We start from the raw sequence: 16,656 nt of genomic DNA, 5'->3' as shown, positions 1-16,656 counted from the left end.
TGCCCCTTATCAATAGAATACGACCTTTCTCCAGGCCAGCGAGCGCTGTCCGAGATCATTCATGTCGGCGGCGTAGTAGAGGCGTACGGCCTGCCCGCCGGTCAGATCACCCTCTTCGCTGATCAGATTGGGATACATGGCCTTCTCCTCGCCCAGGTCGAGTGACTTGGGGGCCTCCCAGACGATACCGTCGCTGCTCGTCGACAGACAGATGCGCTGGCTCCAGGAGTGGAAGACCATGACCCATTTGTTGAGGTAGTGGTTCCACATGACCGAGGGGTTTCCGCCGGCATAGGCGTCGAGGTTGGCGATCTTGAAGTTTTCGCCGCCGAGTTGCGACTGCCGTTTGCAGCCCTCGATGGTGAAATCCTCGCCGTCCCACTTTTTCCAGGTGCCGGCCGCACCGGCGGGGTCGGTCGAGCGGGCCATCGTGATCATGTAGTTTCCGGGGTCGTTGCAGTATCCCGAGTAGTAGCAGATCCAGGCGCCGAGCGCCTCGTTCCAGACCACGCAGCCGTCGCCCAGACCGTATGAAACGCCCTGTCCGGCAGGGTTTTCGGGTTTGGGATCCGTACCGGCGAGGATCCGGCTGCCCTTCTCCCAGGTCAGGCCGTTGTCCCGGGAGTAGGTGACACCGATGGACTTGTAGGCGGAGTTGGACCCGGCCCAGTGGCTTTCGGCGTGGAAGAATCCGGCCAGACGGCCGTCCGGGAGTTTGTGAACGCCGATGAACCAGGCACCGCCGTCGTAGAAGCCGTCGACGGGCTCGAGATCCTTTCCGAAGACCTCCATCTCCGCGCTCAGGGCGTTGACATTCTCCTCGAGCCAGGGCGAGTCGGAGGTTTGCCTCAGGGAGTTGTCGGCCGACCAGTAGAGGGTGAACCGTCCCGAATCGTCGTACTTGCCCACGGAGATCTTTCCGTCGAGCCAGAACGAGTAGCGGGGGATGTCGGGCTGTTGTTCACAGACGACGCGGTCGCTGACGACGAACGAGCCGAAGTCGATGTAGTCGTCGAAGTTGAAGTCCTTGTCGAACTCGTAGGGTTTCGAACTGGAGGAGTTGTCGTAGGCGTGCGCGAGATCGAGGTCCCGGTCGCAGGCTGCAGCCGCGAGCATCAGCACGGCTCCGGCCGTATATAAAGCGAATTTTTTCATGATAACGTCGTATTAGCAACCGGTGCGGTTATTTCCAGAGGGGGTTCTGTTCGATCTTTCCGTTCGAGGCGTCGATGACGTCCTGCGGAATGGGGAAGAAGAGGTGTTTGGGCTGGAAGTTCTGGGCCTGGGAGGTGGCGGCGCTCGAGTACTTGGCTAACTTTTTCACGCCCTCCTCGAGTTTGCCGAATCGAACCAGGTCATACCAGCGCTGGCCTTCGAAGCAGAGTTCGAAGCTGCGTTCCGCGAGCAGGGCCTCGCCGAACTCGTCGCCGCTCATCATCTTGAGATCGACCTCCGGATCGGGGGTGTGGATATCGGCCCCGAAGCCGCGGCGCCGCACCTGATTGACATATTCGAGGGCCTGATCCGAGGGCACTCCGTGAGCGCGCCATACGGCCTCGGCATACATCAGCAGCACGTCGGCATAGCGGATGATGGGGAAGTTGATCGGGTTAGCCCAGTTGGCCCAACCGGCACCGCGGCCCTCTTCGGTCAGGGCGTGGCGGAACTTGTAGGCGTAGTAGATGGGTTCGGCGCTGAGATCCTCCTTGACCAGATTCTGGTTGTCGTCGTAGACATACTTGAAGCGGGCGATGTTGTCGCGGCGGAGGTCCTTGGGGTCGAACGTTTCGTAGAACTCCTGGGTGCTCCACACGGCGGTCCAGTAGAGGTTGTTGGGGGTCTGGACGCCGTCGGTGGTTCCGACCTGTCCGCCGTAGGTGGTCGTACCGTTGTTGGCGAACTCGACGTCGAAGAGGTACTCCGAGCTGTATTCGTTCGAGGCGTCGAAGAGGCTGAAGTAGTCCGTCACGAGGGCGAATCGACCGCTCTTGATCACCTCCAGGAGTTCGGTTTCGGCCAGTGCGGCGGCATTGGGGTCCTGCAGGGGCTGGCCGGCCATCTGCAGATAGACCTTGCCGAGCATGGCCTTTGCGGCGTAGTAGTGTGCACGGCCGTTGGCATTCGAGACGGGGAGTTTGGCGATGGCCTGCTTCAGGTCGCTGACGATCTGTTCGTAGACCTGGGCGATCGAGGCCTTTTCGGTGCGGACCATCTCCAGATCGGTGACCTCATGGTTGATGATGGGCACCTCGCCGAAGAGCCGTACCAGGTGGAAGTAGTAGAAGGCGCGCAGGAAGTAGGCCTCGCCGAGGATTCGGTTTTTCTCGCTTTCGTTGCCGATGTCGGTGTTCGTCAGCCGGTCGATGATGACGCAGGCGCGCTGAATGCCGCGATACTGGACATACCACGTACGGGAGATGTATCGGTGCGAGGGGGTGTAGGTGTAGTTGCAGAGTTCGGTTTCGTTGCCGTCGATGTTGTTCGGGATGATCATCTCGTCGGTACCGACGCGTCCGAGGATCAGGAACCCCTGGAAATAGGAGCCGTAACGGTCCCCGTTGGCCCACTCTGCGGAGAGCAGCATGTTGTAGACGCCCGTCAGACCGAGATCGAACTCTTCGGCCGTTTTGTAGAAGTTGGAGGTGGCGACGGTGCTTTCGAGCGGGACTTCGAGAAAGTCGCTGCAGGAGACCGTCGTGGCGCCGGCGGCCAGGACGAGCGAGACCCCGCCGACGATGGAGTATGCTGAATGAATGAGATTTTTCATGATACGGATCGTTTTATTGGAACAGGATGTTGAGACCGACGGTGAAGGTGCGCGGGCGGGGGAAGCAGCCGTAATCGAACCCTGAGGTGAGGATGTTGCTCATGCTTCCGGATCCCTGTTTGGAGTATACTTCGGGGTCATATCCCGAGTATCGGGTCAGGACGAAGAGGTTTTCGGCGGCGACATAGAACTTGATGGTTCCGATGTGGCTGTTGGGGCCGAACCACTTGTGGGGGCAGGTGTATGCGATGCGTGCCGAGCGCAGTCGGAGGAACGAGGCATCCTCGACGAATGCCGAGCAGACCTGGTTGTTGGTCATCCGGGCGTACTGCGTGCTGGAGAGGTTCTGAGGGGACCATCGCTCCTCGAAGAAGGCCATCTGGTTGTTCGTGGTGCCGGAGAATGCGGCCAGCTGGTTGTAGTTTGCGTTGTAGACATCGCCGCCCCAGGAGTATTGGAACGAGAGGTTGAGATCGAGGTTCTTCCAGGAGAAGTTCGTGCCGAAAGCGCCGTAGAAGTCGGGCGAGGAGTTTCCGATGACGGTGCGGTCGTCGGAGGTGATCTTGCCGTCCTTGTAGAGATCGGCGAAGCGCATGGATCCGGGCTCCTCGGCGCCGGTTTCGACTGCTACGCCGGGTTTGGGGGTGGTACCGTCGATTTCGAAGTCGTTCAGGCCGTATACGCCCTCGGTGACATATCCGTAGATGTCTCCGATCTGGCCGCCCTCCTGGAGGATCACGGCGTTCTGGCCACCCAGACAGGTGACACCCAGCAGAATGGGGGCTCCGCCCTGCCCCAGTTCAAGGATTTTTGTTTTGTTGAGTGCGAAATTTGCGAAGAAGTCCCATTTGAAGTTCCGGTGGTTGACGAGCTGGGCGTTGAGGCTCAGCTCGACACCGCGGTTTCGCATGCGGCCGATGTTCTGCCAGGCCTTGTCGAATCCGACGATGTTGATGACCGGCGCCTCGAGCAGCAGATCCCGGGTGACCTTGTCGTAGAAGTCGGCGGTGAAGCGCAGCCGGTCGTTCCACAGACCGATCTCCAGACCGGCATTCACCTCGCGGGTAGTCTCCCACGAAAGGTCCTCGTTGGCGATCGACATCGACGACTGGCCGATGGATTCGATGTTACCGAAGGAGTAGTTTGTGCCGTAGAGCTGAGAGTAGGAGCCGGCCGTGGGGACGTTCGAGTTGCCGACCTCGCCCAGACTCAGCCGCAGTTTGAGGGTGCTGACGGTGTTTTGGTTCTGCATGAACTTTTCGCTGTCGATGTTCCAGGCCAGGGCACCGGAGAGGAACGTACCCCACTTGTTGTTGATGAAGCGCGAGGTAGCGTCGCGGCGGACGGTGAAGGTGGCGATGTATCGGTTGTCGTACGAGTAGTTCAGACGGCCGATGAGCGAGACATACCGGATCTGCTCCTTGCTCGAGAAGACGTTGAATACCTTGGCCATCTGGGCGTTGTTCGATCCGAGATCCTCGTATTCGTACTGGGTTGTTTCGCTGCGGTCGTAGAAGGTGGTGTAGCCCTGTTCGGTCATGCCGACCAGCACGTTGAGGCGGTGTTTTCCGAAGACGGGTTTCCAGGTGAGGGTATTTTCGTTGATCCAGCTGCCGGACTCGGAGCTTCCGATGATGCCCTGTCCCTTGTAGAAGTATCCGCGGGGAGTCGACGTGGGGTAGAACTGCCGGTCCTTGAGCGAGTAGTTGTCATAACCGGCCGTAATGCGCAGGGTGAGGTCCTTCAGGATGTCGGCCTCGAGATAGGCGTTGAGCATCATGCGGTTGATCCGCTTGGAGAGTTCGGTCTGGTTGGCGATGTTGACGGGGTTTCCGTGATAGCCGTCGATGTAGGAGTCGAGCGTGGACTGCGAGACTCCGGCACGGCGGAAGAAGGCCTGCGTGGTTTCGTCGAATTCGAAGGGCAGGGCGGTGAGCGCCGAGGTGATGATACCGGCGACCTGGGCGGTTCCTTCGCCGCCGGTGGGGACGCCGTCATCGACGATGCGGTTGTATCCGATGTCGACGCCCGTGCGGAGGAAGTCGGTGAAACGGTGGTCGATGGTGGCCTTCGCGGTGAGTTTCTGCCAGTTGGTGGAGATCAGCACCGACTTGTTCTGCATGTAGGATCCGGAGAAGAACATGCTGGTCTTGTCGCTGGAGTGTGACACCGAGAGCGAGTGGTTCTGGATGAATCCCGTACGGAAGATTTCGTCCTGCCAGTCACGCGACTGTACGTCCCCGATCTGACGGGGCAGCTGGGTGACGGGGTCGGTGAAGAGATGGTTGTTCGAGGGGTTCCGGTCGACCTGATAGGCGGCATACTGGCGGAAGTCCATCATGTCGTATCGGCGGTTCATCTGCTGGAAACCGAAGTAGGTGTTGTACTGGATCTTGCCGCTGTCGCCGCGACCGCGCTTGGTGGTGATCAGGATGACACCGTTCGCGCCGCGGTTTCCGTAGATGGCCGTAGCGGAGGCATCCTTGAGAACCTCGATCGAGGCGATGTCGTCGGGGTTGATCATCGAGAGGGAGGACATGCCGGTGTCGTAGCCGTCGATACCGCCGCCTGTGGAGGTGCTGACGTCGAACAGGGGGAATCCGTCGAGGACGATCAGCGGGGCGGTCGAGCCGGTGAGCGAGTTGGCTCCCCGGATGAGCATGTTGGACTCCGAGCCGGGTTTACCCGACGAGGAGTTGACCATCAGACCGGCCACGCCGCCTGCCAGGGCGTCATCGACCGAGAAGAGGACGCGGTTTTCGAAGGCATCGCCCTTGATCGAGGAGACGGCCCCGGTCATGTCCTTTTTGCGGAGCGAGCCGTAACCGACCACGACGACGTCGTCGATTTTCAGATCGGAGGGAGCGAGCGAGACGTCGATGCGCGTACGCTGTCCGACGGTTTCGCGGACGGAGTTGTACCCGAGGAAGCTGAATACGAGGACATCATTCGACGAGCGGACCTGGATACGGTAGGCGCCGCTGGCATCGGACGTTGCGCCGACGGTCGTGCCGTCGATGATCACCGAAGCGCCGGCGACGGGTTTGCCGTCCGAGGAGGTGATCGTGCCGCTGACGGAGGTTTGGGCCCGGAGCCCCGACACGATGAGCAGCAGGGCAGTCAATATGGGAACGAAACGTTTCATGGTTCAAGGTTTAAGCTGGTTTATTCTTCGATGAGGTTGATCTGCACTTCGTCCAGATACCAGTTTACGTCGGCGCCGTTCGTGGAGAGGAACGCGAACTGGGGATAGGAGTTGAGCAGGTCGGTGTATTTGGCGCTTGCGGCGGTGAATTCGAAGCGCACCTGCTTCCATTCGGACGAGGGCATCAGCTCGGGTGTAGCGGGGAGGGTGATCTCCTCGGTGAGGGGGTATTCGACGTTGCTCCAGATGGAGAGGAGTTCTTCGGGCTGTTCCTGGAAGGGAATATTGGGGAAATAGGTGCTCCAGTGGTCACTGGCCAGAGTTCCGAGCACGTCGTTCCACGACCACGAGGGGAGGTAGTTGTAGACGCCGAGCAGGACGATGAGCGTACCCTGCGGGGCATCGGTCTTCTGCCAGAAGGAGATTTCGTACTTTTTGCCGGCCGTGAGTTGGGCGTTGTTGACCCAGTTGTCGCGCGTGAAGAGCTGGTAGATGATTCCGGGTTGGATGGTCACCTTGAGGGCCTGTTTGGTCTGATCGGCGCCGCCTGTCACGATCGCGGTGTTGGTCGTGATGTCATCCGTGCCAGTCGTTGTGTTCCAGAAGGTCCATTTGCCGCGCGAGGCGAGTTCGAACTGCCAGGGGTCGTAGTCCTTGTCGGCAATGGGGTAGAGCAGCGGGTAGTTTCCGACGATATAGGTTTCGGCCAGGTCGGTGGTTTTGCCGTCGTCGGCTCGTTTCAGACGGCAGGTGACACGTGCGCCCTTCTTGTTGGGCGACGACCATACGACCTGGGGATTTGCCTCGGTCGAGGTGGCCGGCGTTCCGCCCTCGAAGGTCCACTCGCAGGAGGTCGGATCGCCCTCGACCTCCGACAGACCGAAGGTCATCGGGGTATTGAGCCGTATGCAGCCCTTCGGGGTGAGGTTCTGAGGGCTGATTTTGGCGTTCAGGGGGTAGAATACCTCGACGTCGAACGACTGGGTCTGGCTTTCGCCGTTGAGGAAGTGAATGGTGAGCGAGACGGTCTTCGTGCCCATGGAGTTGAAGACGACGGCGGGTTCGGGCTCGGTCGAAGTTGCGGGAGTGGCGTCCTGGAAGCTCCACTGGCGGGTTTTGACGCCGAGCGAGAGGTCGGTGAAGGTGGCAGGTTTGCCGACACTGATCTGGGTTTGGGTATCGTAGCGCCAGGCCAGTTCGTAGGGTTGCGACCACCCGTTCGAATCGTTGCCGCAGGCCACGGTCAGACAGGCGAGTGCGAGGGCCGGCAGCAGATGGAGTAAATCGTGTTTCATGGTTCGTGGTTTTAAGGATGGCGAAAAAAAAATCGTTAAACGACAAGGTTTGCAGGTGAGGGGGCACCGGTCGGGTCAATCCGGGTCGTGCGCCATCGGTCGGGCACGGCGGGAGCCGTCCGACTGGGCGGGAGATAGAGGTGTAAAGGGATTCATTGGCGTTGATTTTAGGTTTCGGGACTGCCGTATTTCGGGCAGCCAATACAAAGAAAGGGGATCGGAACCTGAAAAATTAACGTAAATGTTGCAAAATATGCGGTTGTCGGAAAAAGTATTTATTAATTTATCTGAAAAATGGCATCCGGGATCAGTTAAGGTTCAGACTCTCAGCTGTTCGTCTTTTTATGGTCGTTTTCCTCCCGGTTCCGGCCCTGGAGGGCGAATTCCTTGGGCAGGAGCCCGAATTCATCGTGGAAGATTTTGGCGAAGTGGCTGAGGTTGGTGTATCCGACGCGGTACATCACCTCGCTGACGGGCAGCGAGCCGTCCTTTGACAGGAGTTGTGCGGCGTGCCGGAGGCGGATGTTGCGGATGAACTGTACGGGGGTCAGCCCGGTCAGGGCGAGCAGCCGTCTGTAGAGCAGCGATCGGGAGACGCCGGTTTTGCGGCACAGCTGCTGTACGTCGAATTGCGGATCGGCCATCTCCTGTTCGACGGTTTCGGTGCATTTGACCAGGAAGCGGTCCTGGCTCTTTTCGACGGAGACCTCCGAGACGGGGATTTCGGCGTGCGGCAGTCGTGTTCTGCGGATCATCTCCTGCCGGGCCACGAGGTTGTCGATCCGTGAGAAGAGCACCTCCAGGGAGAAGGGTTTGGCGATGTAGCCGTCGGCGCCGACTCTGTAACCGGAGATTTCGTAATCCTGAAGATTGTGTGCCGTGAGGAGGATGACGGCGATTTGAGCGGTTTGGGGTTCCGTTTTCAGACGGCGGCAGAGTTCGATACCGGTCATTCCGGGCATGACGATGTCGGTGAGCACCAGATCGGGCTGCTGTTCGACCGCCAGCGAGAGAGCCTCCTGACCATTTGAGGCCGTGATGACGTCGTATCGGCCCTGAAGAGCCGCGTGGAGATAGTCGCGCAGGGCGGGGTTGTCCTCGGCCACAAGGATCGAGACGCTTCGCCCCGACCCTTTTTCGATACCGGATCTTCGAGCCTGCCGTGCGGCGGATTCACCCCGACCTCCGGCGGCTTTCTCCGATCCGGACGATCCGGCTTCGGCACGGGCTGATCCGGACGTTTTGGTCGCGGAGCTTCCCGGCCCGGCGGTCACGTGCCCCTGCGCGGCTGGTCCGGCAGCCGCGTTGCCGGTCCCAACTGCATCTTCGGCCGCAAACCTTTCCGGCCCGGCCGTTGCGCTGTCCGACCCGGTTGACCCGGTTGTCCCGGCAGTCGCGCTGTACGTTCCGGATGTTGCGGCTGCCGCTTTTCCGTCCGCTCCGGCGAAGGGAACTGACACCCCGGACGCCTCTCCATCCCGGGACGTTTCGGCCGAACGACCGTCTGGCGTCTGCGCCTCCATCCCGGCCGAAGCTGCGGTCAACTCCTCCTCGATCTGCGCCGGGAGCCGTTGCAGTCTGTGGTCCGGCACCTCGTCGGGCTCCTTGATCTGTTCGGGTGAGAGATGGGCCGACCCTTTGGGCAGCAGGACCCGGAAGAGCGAACCGACGTTGAGTTCCGATTCGACCTCGATGGTTCCGTGGTGCAGTTCGACGATGTGTTTGGAGAGCGCCAGACCGATGCCGACGCTTTTTTGGGCGGCGGCGTTGTTCGAGGCCTGATAGAAACGCTCGAAGATGCGGGTCTGTTCGTTGCGGGCGATGCCGATTCCGTTGTCCTCGACGAGGATTGCGACCTCGTGCTGCCGCTCTTCGCAGGAGAGGGTCACCTTGCCCGAACCTTTGCGGGTGTACTTGAAGGCGTTGTATAACAGATTGACGACGACGGTCTCCATTTTGTCGCGATCCATCCGGACGAAGATCGGCGTTTCCGGGAGCTCGATCGAGAAGCTGATCCGGAGGTTGTCGGCCAGCGGTCTGAAGAGTTCGGCCACACGGCGCAGGAACTGCGTCAGATCGGTCTGGACGGCGACCAGATTCATCTTGTGGTTTTCGTATTTCCGCAGGTCGAGGATCTGTTCGAGCAGGGTGGTGAGGGCCGCGGTGTTGCGGCTGACGAGTTCGAGTCGTTTTCGGGTGGTTTCGCCGATGTGTGGATTCATCAACAGCTCCTCGACAGGTGCGGCGATCAGCGAGAGCGGGGTTTTGAGTTCGTGGGCGATGTCGGTGTAGAACTGCAGCATGTTGGCGCTGCTTTTCTGCTCTTCGTAGTATCTATTGCGTTCGAGTTCGATCTGGTGCCGCTCCTGGAGTTTGCGCAGCGATCGGCGGTGCCAGGCGTAGATGCCCAGGGCGGCCATACATATATATAGGAGGTATGCGACCCGGGTGGCATAGAGCGGCGGATGGATGACGATTTCGAGTCGGGCCGGCTCATCGCACCAATATCCGTCTTCGTTGGCGGCATAGACCACCAGCCGGTAGTTTCCGGGGCGGAGGCTGGTGTAGACGGCCTGTGGTGACATTCCTCCGGTGTAGTTCCAGTCGTGGTCGAAATTCTCCATGCGGTACTTGTAGGTGTTGTACTGCGGGTCGACGTAGGCGAATGCGGAGAATTCGAAGGTGAGATTGTTGCAGCGGTAGGAGAGTTCGAGGCGTTCGAGGCGGTTGACGGCCTTGCGGAGGACGACCTTACCGCGGATGGAGTCGCCGGCATGGACGACGCGGTTGCGGATTCTGAGCCGGGAGATGGCGGCACGGGGCCGGATGTTGTTGTCGGTGATGCTGTCCGGGTGGAAGATGTTGAAACCCTTCACGCCGCCGAATGCCATCTGCCCGTCGCGCAGCCGGCACGAGGCCCAGATCTTGAACGAGTTGCTCTGGAGTTGGTCCTTGACCGTGAAGTGCCGGACCGAGCGTGTGCGTGGGTCGAAGCGTGTGATTCCGTATCCACCGATCCAGAATGCGCCGTGATCATCCTCCTGCAGACTTTCGAGTTCGTTGTTGAAGAGTCGGGTATTCGAGGTGTCGAAGCCCTCGAAACGCGGGGCTTCCCCGCCGTTCCGGCCTTCGGACATGCGGAAGAGCCCTTCGCCGATGGTTGCGATCCAGAGGTCCCCGTTCTGGCGGTCGCAATGGATTGTCGAGATGAAGGGGTTTCGGCGTTTAGCGGTGTTGCCGGCGTTTCCGAGTTCGATGCGCTGGCAGTTGGCCTTCCCCCCCCCTCCGGCATCGAAGCGGATCCGGTTCAATCCCGAGCGGGTTCCGATCCAGATGGTCTTCTCGCGCGTGGCGGGATCGGGACAGATGTCGGTCGTGAAGTCCGAGCAGAGCGAATTGGGGTCGTTGACGTCGTGAGCATAGTTGATCCAGCGGTCGACGCCGCCGGGGGCCGCCGGAATGTACTCGAAACAGCCGCGGTTGGAGCTGATCCAGAGATGGCGGTCGCGGTCCTCGACGATTCGGAAGACGGAGAGGGCGCCGTCGATGACGGGATGACGGAGTTGCCGGGCCTGGACTTCGCCGCTTGTCGGGGCCTGTTCGACCTCTTTGCGGGGGACGATCCAGAGGCCCTTGTCCCAGGTTCCGATCCAGAGGTCGCCGTTCTGCGCGGTGAAGAAGGCCGAGACGGTGGCGAATCGGATGCTCGGCATTCCGTTGATGCGGAGTTTGCGGAACGACACCGACCGTCGGTCGAAGAGGTCGATTCCCCCGTGGGTGCTGACCCAGAGCGTGCCGTCGCGGGCTTCGAGAAAGGTGATGACGCGGTTTTCGCTCAGCCCCTGCGCTTCGGTGAAACAGGCGATGTGTTTTTCGACGATGTTGAGTCGGTTCAGACCGCCGCCGATGGTTCCGATCCAGAGCACGCCGGAACGATCCTCGAACAGGGCGCTGATTTCGAACGAACTGATGGCGTGCGGAATGGGGAGTTTTGGGTGGTAGTGTGCCAGTTGGGCGCCGTTCGCATCGTATTTGTAGAGGCCCTGATTGAACGCTCCGACCCAGAGTTCACCCTGGCTGTCCTGAAAGACGATGCGGGATGAGAAGTCGCAGATTCGGTTGACTTTCCAGCTTTCGGGATCCAGAATTCTCACGCCCCAACCGCCCGAGAGGGCGATTTTCCCGTCGCGGAGGGTTCGGATCGAGAGGCATCGGGCGCGGATCTCGTCGCGGAGCACGTTCTGGATCTCTTCGGTTTCGGGGTTGTAGATGGCGGGACCTGCGTCGGTGGAGAGGAGCAGCCGCCCGTCCTCCAGAACGGTGCCGCACTGGATGTAATAACCTCCCCATCGGGGTTTCGAGCGGAGCGAACTGCCGCCGTTTCGGGTATCGAGGCAGGCCAGGCCGTCGTTGCGGCAGACCCAGATGGTTCCGTCGTGATCCTGGAAGATGTCGTTCACAACCTGATCGGCCGAGGCGTGTGACTCATCGTTGATCGGCGTGATGGATTCGGTTGCGGGGTTGTAGCAGTTCAGGCCTCCGGATTCGGTTCCGATGTAGAGCGAGGAGTCTCGGGCGATGAAGAGGGTGAGGACCCGATCGCTCGAGAGGTTTGAGTTGTCGGTCCGAAAGGTTTGGATCCGGTAACCGTCGTATTTGCACAGACCGCTGAAGGTTGCGAACCAGAGATAGCCGTCGGGATCCTGAACGATGGCATTCACGTCGCTGTGAGGGAGACCGTCGTCCATTGAAAGGGTCTGGATTCTTTCGTAGGGGGCGGCCGCGAGGGGAAGTGTTGAAGCGAAGATTCCGGTGAGCAGCAGGAGGCCGGTCACACGGTGCAGGAAAACGGAGAGGGCGGTTGGCACGTTCGTAGAGTCTGGATTTTCTCCTAAAGGTACGACAAAACCCCGATTTTGCCAAATCGGGGTTGGATGCAACGGATGTCGGAGACCTTGCCTGCGACGTTATGTCACTCGTCTCCAGCGGTTCGTTTTTCTCGTTAGGGCCGTTGGCTTTGGTAGAGTTGACGCCTTCGTTGAGCCTCATCTTGGCAGGGTTGCCGTTTTAGTCGGACCGCCGCTCAGGTCGGGTAGCCGATTTGTCTGGACTTCTGCCCTGATCAGACTGTTGTTTTGATCGGACCGCTGTCCTGGTCGGACCTCCGCCCGCTTGACCTGCCTGTCAGTCTCTCTTTTCCGGCGCCCTCTCTTTTCCGGCGCCCTCTCTTTTCCAGCCGTCCTCTCTTTTCCGGCCGTCCTCTCTTTTCCGGCCGTCCTCTCTTTTCCGGCCGTCCTCTCTTCTCCGGCTGTCCTCTCTTCTCCGGCTGTCCTCTCTTTTCCGGCCGCCCTCTCTTTTCCGGCTGTCCTCTCTTTTCCGGCCGTCCTCACTTCTCCGGCCGCCTTCTCTTCTCCGGCCGCCTTCTCTTCTCCGGCCGCTCCCCCCCCGTCAGTCGAGGAATCCTTCGCGGACGAGCTGTTCGCGAATGCGTACCCAATCGGCGACGGGACGCTTTTCCCCGTCGATGAATCGCAGGGGACAACCCAGGTTGCTGTCGTCGATGTAGAGATCGGCGTGGACCTTCGGCGAGGAGGTCCACCGTTTCTGCTCGGGGTTTTCGTTTACGGCGTAGAGGGGGATTCCCTTTTCGCGGAACCAGGCCACGGCCTGATCGAGCAGTTTGCCGTGCCGCATCGAGTAGAGGATCAACCGGCAGCCGTTCTCGACCAGCTCCTTGAGTACGGGGACCGCACCGGCATCTTCTCCGATCTCGGGATAGGCGTGGGTGACAACCGTACCGTCGAAATCGACGGCTATGACAGCGTGATGAATGGCCATGGTCGGACGGATCAGTGTTTGTGTTTATGGTCGTGGTCCTTGTGGTGACGGCGGGTCAGCGAGAGGAGGAAATCCTTGATGCGTTTGCGATAGCTTTCGTCGTGATAGTCGTCGCCGTACCCATACCCGTATCCGTAGCCATATCCGTAACCATATCCGTAACCATACCCGTAGCCATACCCGTGACGGCGGGTGCGGGCACCGTTGAGGACGATGCACATGTTGTGGAGTTTCTTTTCGCGATAGAGTCGCTCGATGTCGGGGAGCTGCCGGCGGTCGAGGACGCCTTCGCGGACGATGTAGATGCAGAGGTCCGAGAGCCGGTCGGTGATCACGGCATCGGCCACCGACATGGCGGGGGTACTGTCGATGAAGACATAGTCGTATTTTTTGCGCAGTTCACCGATCAGCCGGTCGAGCTTCTCGGAAAGGAGCATTTCGGTGGGATTGGGTGGTTGAACCCCGGCATATACGACGTCGAAATTCTCGTGGTAGGAGGTTTTGTTGATGATCGAGTCGATATCGGCGATCGATCCGGCGAGGTAGCCGGTGACGCCGTTACGGGTTTTCCCGTGTCCCATGAGCGTGGAGAGGGCATGACGTCGCAGGTCGAGATCGACCAGCACGACGCGTTTGCCGGCCATGGCGAGCGTCATGGTGAGGTTCATGGCGATGAACGTCTTTCCGGCGTGGGGATTCGACGAGGTGAAGAGGATGGTCCTCATTTCGTTTCCGGCCGAAACGCTCATGAAGGACATGTTCGAGCGGAGGATCCGGAAAGCTTCTGATATGGCGTCGCGGCCGGTTTCGCGGACGACGACTCCGTCCTGGTTTTCGCCTTCGTGGTAGGGGATGTCGCCCAGGAAGGGAGCGCTGAGGTGGTCTTCGATATCCTTGCGGCCGCGAATGGTGGTGTCGAGCATGCTGATCAGGAAGAGCAGACCGAACGGGATGGCCAGACCGACGACCAGTGCGATTCCGAGGATCATCATCGGTCGGGGCGAGATGGGGGCATTGCTGCCGTATGCTGTGTCGATGGTCCGGGAGTTGCTCTCGGCGACGGCGTAGTTGAGTTGGTTCTCCTCCTGTTTGTTGAGCAGGTAGAGGAACAGCTCCTCCTTGATCTTCTGCTGGCGGGTGATTCCGAGGATGACCTTTTCCTGGGAGGGCATGGTCGAGATGCGCCGGTTTGCGAGCTCCTCTTCGCGCCGCATGGCATCGCGCTGGATCTCGAGAGTCGAGATATGGGAGTCGAGCGAAGCGATGATGGTTCGGCGGATCGCGGCGAGCAGGTTGTCCAGATCGCGGATGACGGGGCTGTTTTCGGAGCTGTTTTCGAGGAGTTTTTCACGCTGGAGGATCGAGGTGTTGTACTCGTCGATCTGAGCCGAGACGGCGGCATTGGTGACCGAGGCCATGGCGGGGATCAACTCTCCGGCTTTGGAGGGGTCGCTCAGATAGCTGCGGATGAACTGAGCGACATTGATCTGATTGTCGAGCGAGAGTCCTTCGGCCTTGTACTGCGAGCTTTCGGTGACGCTGCGTGTGGCTTCAGAGGCGATGTCGACCATCTGATTGTCCTTTTTGAGGTTTTCGATGTCGCGGTCCACGTCGCCGAGTTCACGTCCGATGACCTCGAGTCTGGACTTGATGAATTCGGCCGTTGTGACCGAAACGCGGCGTTTGTCGTCGATGGCGTCCTTTTCATAGACGTCGATCAGGGTATTGATGACATCTTCGGCGCGTTTGGCGACGGAGTTGCTCATCGAGATGGTGACCACGGATCCCTGCTTGGCCACATCGCACTTGATGGCTCCGCGGTAGGTGTCGGTCAGGGCCTTGAGCGAACTCTTCCCGACCCGGATGGGGACGCCGTTGAATTTGGGATTCATGTAGAGGGTCTTGTGGACGACGATTTCGCCAATGGGCGTGGGGATCGTGTCACCGTACTGAGCGGTCACGACCGAGCGGCTCTCCTGTTTGGAGACGAAGCCGTCCTGGAACTGGGAGATTTCGATCTGCTGTTCGCCGCGGGGCGTTACGGTCATCGAAAGGGACTGGTTGTCGTCGCCGTTGATGAAGTCCACGTCGATGGGTGACTGTCCGTAGAGGTCCCGGTCGCGGAGGTGCTCGTGAATGGAGTACGCTTCGGTGAGGTTGAGGCGTCGGACGACTTCGGACATCAGCCGGCGAGACTGGAGGATATAGATTTCGTTGTCGACGCTGCGTTGGGTCTGGAAGCTGGCCAGGTCGCTGAAGGCCGAGAGCTCGGGTGCGCCGCCCTTCCGGGAGTCCTTGACGAGGATGGTGGCTGTCCGGCTGTATATTTTCGGGGTTTTGGCCAGGTAGTAGTATGCCACGCCGAGGCAGACGAGAACCGAGAGGACGAACCAGTACCAGTTCATCAGGATCATGCGGATGATGTCGTGCAGGTTGATGGTCCCGGCCTGGTCGTCGTTGAAGGCTTGTTGGGGTATGTTGTTCGGTTGCTGTTCGATCATGATCGGAGTTTATTTGGCGAGGGTGATGATGGAGACGGTGAGCGTAATGACGGAGATCGCCGTGCTGACGAGCGAGAGATAGAAGCTTCGGTTCTGGCTGATCTCGGCCGACTGGGCCTTGTACTTGTTGGGCTTGACGTATACGACGTCGTTCTGCTGGAGGTAGAAGGCCGGGGAGCTGAAGACATCTTTCGAGGTGAGATCGAGTACCTCGATGGTCCGTTTGCCGTCTGCCTCGCGGGCAACGATGACTTCGTTGCGCATGCCGTAAACGGTCATGTCGCCGGCCATGGCCAGTGCGTCGAGGATCGAGATCCGGTCGCGGTCGATCTCGAAGCTGCCGGGACGGGCGACCTCTCCGATGACGGAGAACTTCATGTCGGAGAACTGTACGTTTACCGAGGGGTCGTTGATGTAGCCGCCCTCGACGATCTTGTCGGCAATCAGCCGGGCGAGTTCGTTGCGGGTGAGGCCCTCGCACTTGACGGTTCCGATGATGGGCATCAGGATGCATCCGTTCTCATCGACGGTTCGGGTCTGGAGCGACTCGATATTCGAAAAAGAGCTGGTTCCGTTGGCTGAAAGGGAGTTCATGGCCGTCGAGGAGTTGAACGGTACGGCGAGTTCGGGGTCCTTGCTGTTTACGACGACGATCAGACGGTCGAGGGGTTTGATCCGGATCTCCCCGTTCTGCACGATCTGCTCGGGGGTAGCTGGTTGGACATCCTGCAGGTACCAGACACGTTTCTGGGCGGAGCACGATGCGAGGAGAAGCCCCAGCAGTGCGAATCCGACGAGACGGTATAGGTTGCTCATTTCTAAAAAAATAGATATTTGGTGTGACTCGGTTTGCAAAGATAGTGAAAAATCCGATATTTTTGTTTTCCGGAGCGAGCTATTTCACATAGGAAGAGGATTTGAAGCGGACGATTCGGGAAAAAATTGTATCTTTGGTGTCCGAAAACGAAAAAAATCGGATTCGGAGCATGTTCCGAGCGGGCGGAGTTAGGGAGGGAGCGGCTCTGTTTTGCGAGAGAACTCTCCTCTCTTTTTTGAGGCATCCACGCGTTGCTGCGACCGAATCCGGACAGGAATCATAAACGAAAAAGC

8 protein-coding genes are annotated in these 16,656 nt (G+C 59.6%); all 8 read right to left on the bottom strand.

Annotated elements, in window-relative coordinates:
• Positions 1-9: 9 nt before the first annotated feature.
• The 8 genes from B5G09_RS05865 to B5G09_RS05825 all read right to left on the bottom strand — a co-directional run bounded on the left by B5G09_RS05865 (position 10) and on the right by B5G09_RS05825 (position 16,362).
• Positions 10-1,155, bottom strand: a complete 1,146-nt coding sequence (locus tag B5G09_RS05865; RefSeq protein ID WP_087404428.1) for a sialidase family protein — start codon at positions 1,153-1,155, stop codon at positions 10-12.
• 28 nt (positions 1,156-1,183) lie between these two features.
• On the bottom strand, positions 1,184-2,767 hold the full coding sequence (locus B5G09_RS05860; protein ID WP_087404427.1) for a RagB/SusD family nutrient uptake outer membrane protein: 1,584 nt from the start codon (positions 2,765-2,767) through the stop codon (positions 1,184-1,186).
• 13 nt (positions 2,768-2,780) lie between these two features.
• On the bottom strand, positions 2,781-5,912 hold the full coding sequence (locus B5G09_RS05855; RefSeq protein WP_087404426.1) for a TonB-dependent receptor: 3,132 nt from the start codon (positions 5,910-5,912) through the stop codon (positions 2,781-2,783).
• Positions 5,913-5,932: 20 nt separating this feature from the next.
• Positions 5,933-7,207, bottom strand: a complete 1,275-nt coding sequence (locus tag B5G09_RS05850; protein ID WP_087404425.1) for a hypothetical protein — start codon at positions 7,205-7,207, stop codon at positions 5,933-5,935.
• A 326-nt stretch (positions 7,208-7,533) separates the two neighbouring features.
• Complete coding sequence (locus B5G09_RS05845) at positions 7,534-11,955, bottom strand: two-component regulator propeller domain-containing protein (protein WP_087404424.1); 4,422 nt, start codon at positions 11,953-11,955, stop codon at positions 7,534-7,536.
• 700 nt (positions 11,956-12,655) lie between these two features.
• Positions 12,656-13,045 carry a hypothetical protein gene (locus B5G09_RS05835; protein WP_087311444.1) on the bottom strand — a complete coding sequence of 130 codons (390 nt, stop codon included), beginning with the start codon at positions 13,043-13,045 and terminating at the stop codon, positions 12,656-12,658.
• 11 nt (positions 13,046-13,056) lie between these two features.
• Complete coding sequence (locus B5G09_RS05830; RefSeq protein ID WP_087404422.1) at positions 13,057-15,546, bottom strand: tyrosine-protein kinase family protein; 2,490 nt, start codon at positions 15,544-15,546, stop codon at positions 13,057-13,059.
• Positions 15,547-15,555: 9 nt separating this feature from the next.
• Complete coding sequence (locus tag B5G09_RS05825) at positions 15,556-16,362, bottom strand: polysaccharide biosynthesis/export family protein (RefSeq protein ID WP_087404421.1); 807 nt, start codon at positions 16,360-16,362, stop codon at positions 15,556-15,558.
• Positions 16,363-16,656: the final 294 nt, after the last annotated feature.

This window comes from Alistipes sp. An54, assembly GCF_002159375.1.
GTDB lineage: Bacteria > Bacteroidota > Bacteroidia > Bacteroidales > Rikenellaceae > Alistipes > Alistipes megaguti.
The sequence above is the reverse complement of the archived record's forward strand: the minus strand, read 5'-3'. Positions and strand labels throughout refer to the sequence as shown.

Excerpts from the sequence above, each read along its gene's own strand:
- B5G09_RS05865 (WP_087404428.1), bottom strand. The coding sequence starts at position 1,155 with ATGAAAAAATTCGCTTTATATACGGCCGGAGCCGTGCTGATGCTCGCG.
- B5G09_RS05860 (WP_087404427.1), bottom strand. The coding sequence starts at position 2,767 with ATGAAAAATCTCATTCATTCAGCATACTCCATCGTCGGCGGGGTCTCG.
- B5G09_RS05855 (WP_087404426.1), bottom strand. The coding sequence starts at position 5,912 with ATGAAACGTTTCGTTCCCATATTGACTGCCCTGCTGCTCATCGTGTCG.
- B5G09_RS05850 (WP_087404425.1), bottom strand. The coding sequence starts at position 7,207 with ATGAAACACGATTTACTCCATCTGCTGCCGGCCCTCGCACTCGCCTGT.
- B5G09_RS05845 (WP_087404424.1), bottom strand. The coding sequence starts at position 11,955 with ATGGACGACGGTCTCCCTCACAGCGACGTGAATGCCATCGTTCAGGAT.
- B5G09_RS05835 (WP_087311444.1), bottom strand. The coding sequence starts at position 13,045 with ATGGCCATTCATCACGCTGTCATAGCCGTCGATTTCGACGGTACGGTT.
- B5G09_RS05830 (WP_087404422.1), bottom strand. The coding sequence starts at position 15,546 with ATGATCGAACAGCAACCGAACAACATACCCCAACAAGCCTTCAACGAC.
- B5G09_RS05825 (WP_087404421.1), bottom strand. The coding sequence starts at position 16,362 with ATGAGCAACCTATACCGTCTCGTCGGATTCGCACTGCTGGGGCTTCTC.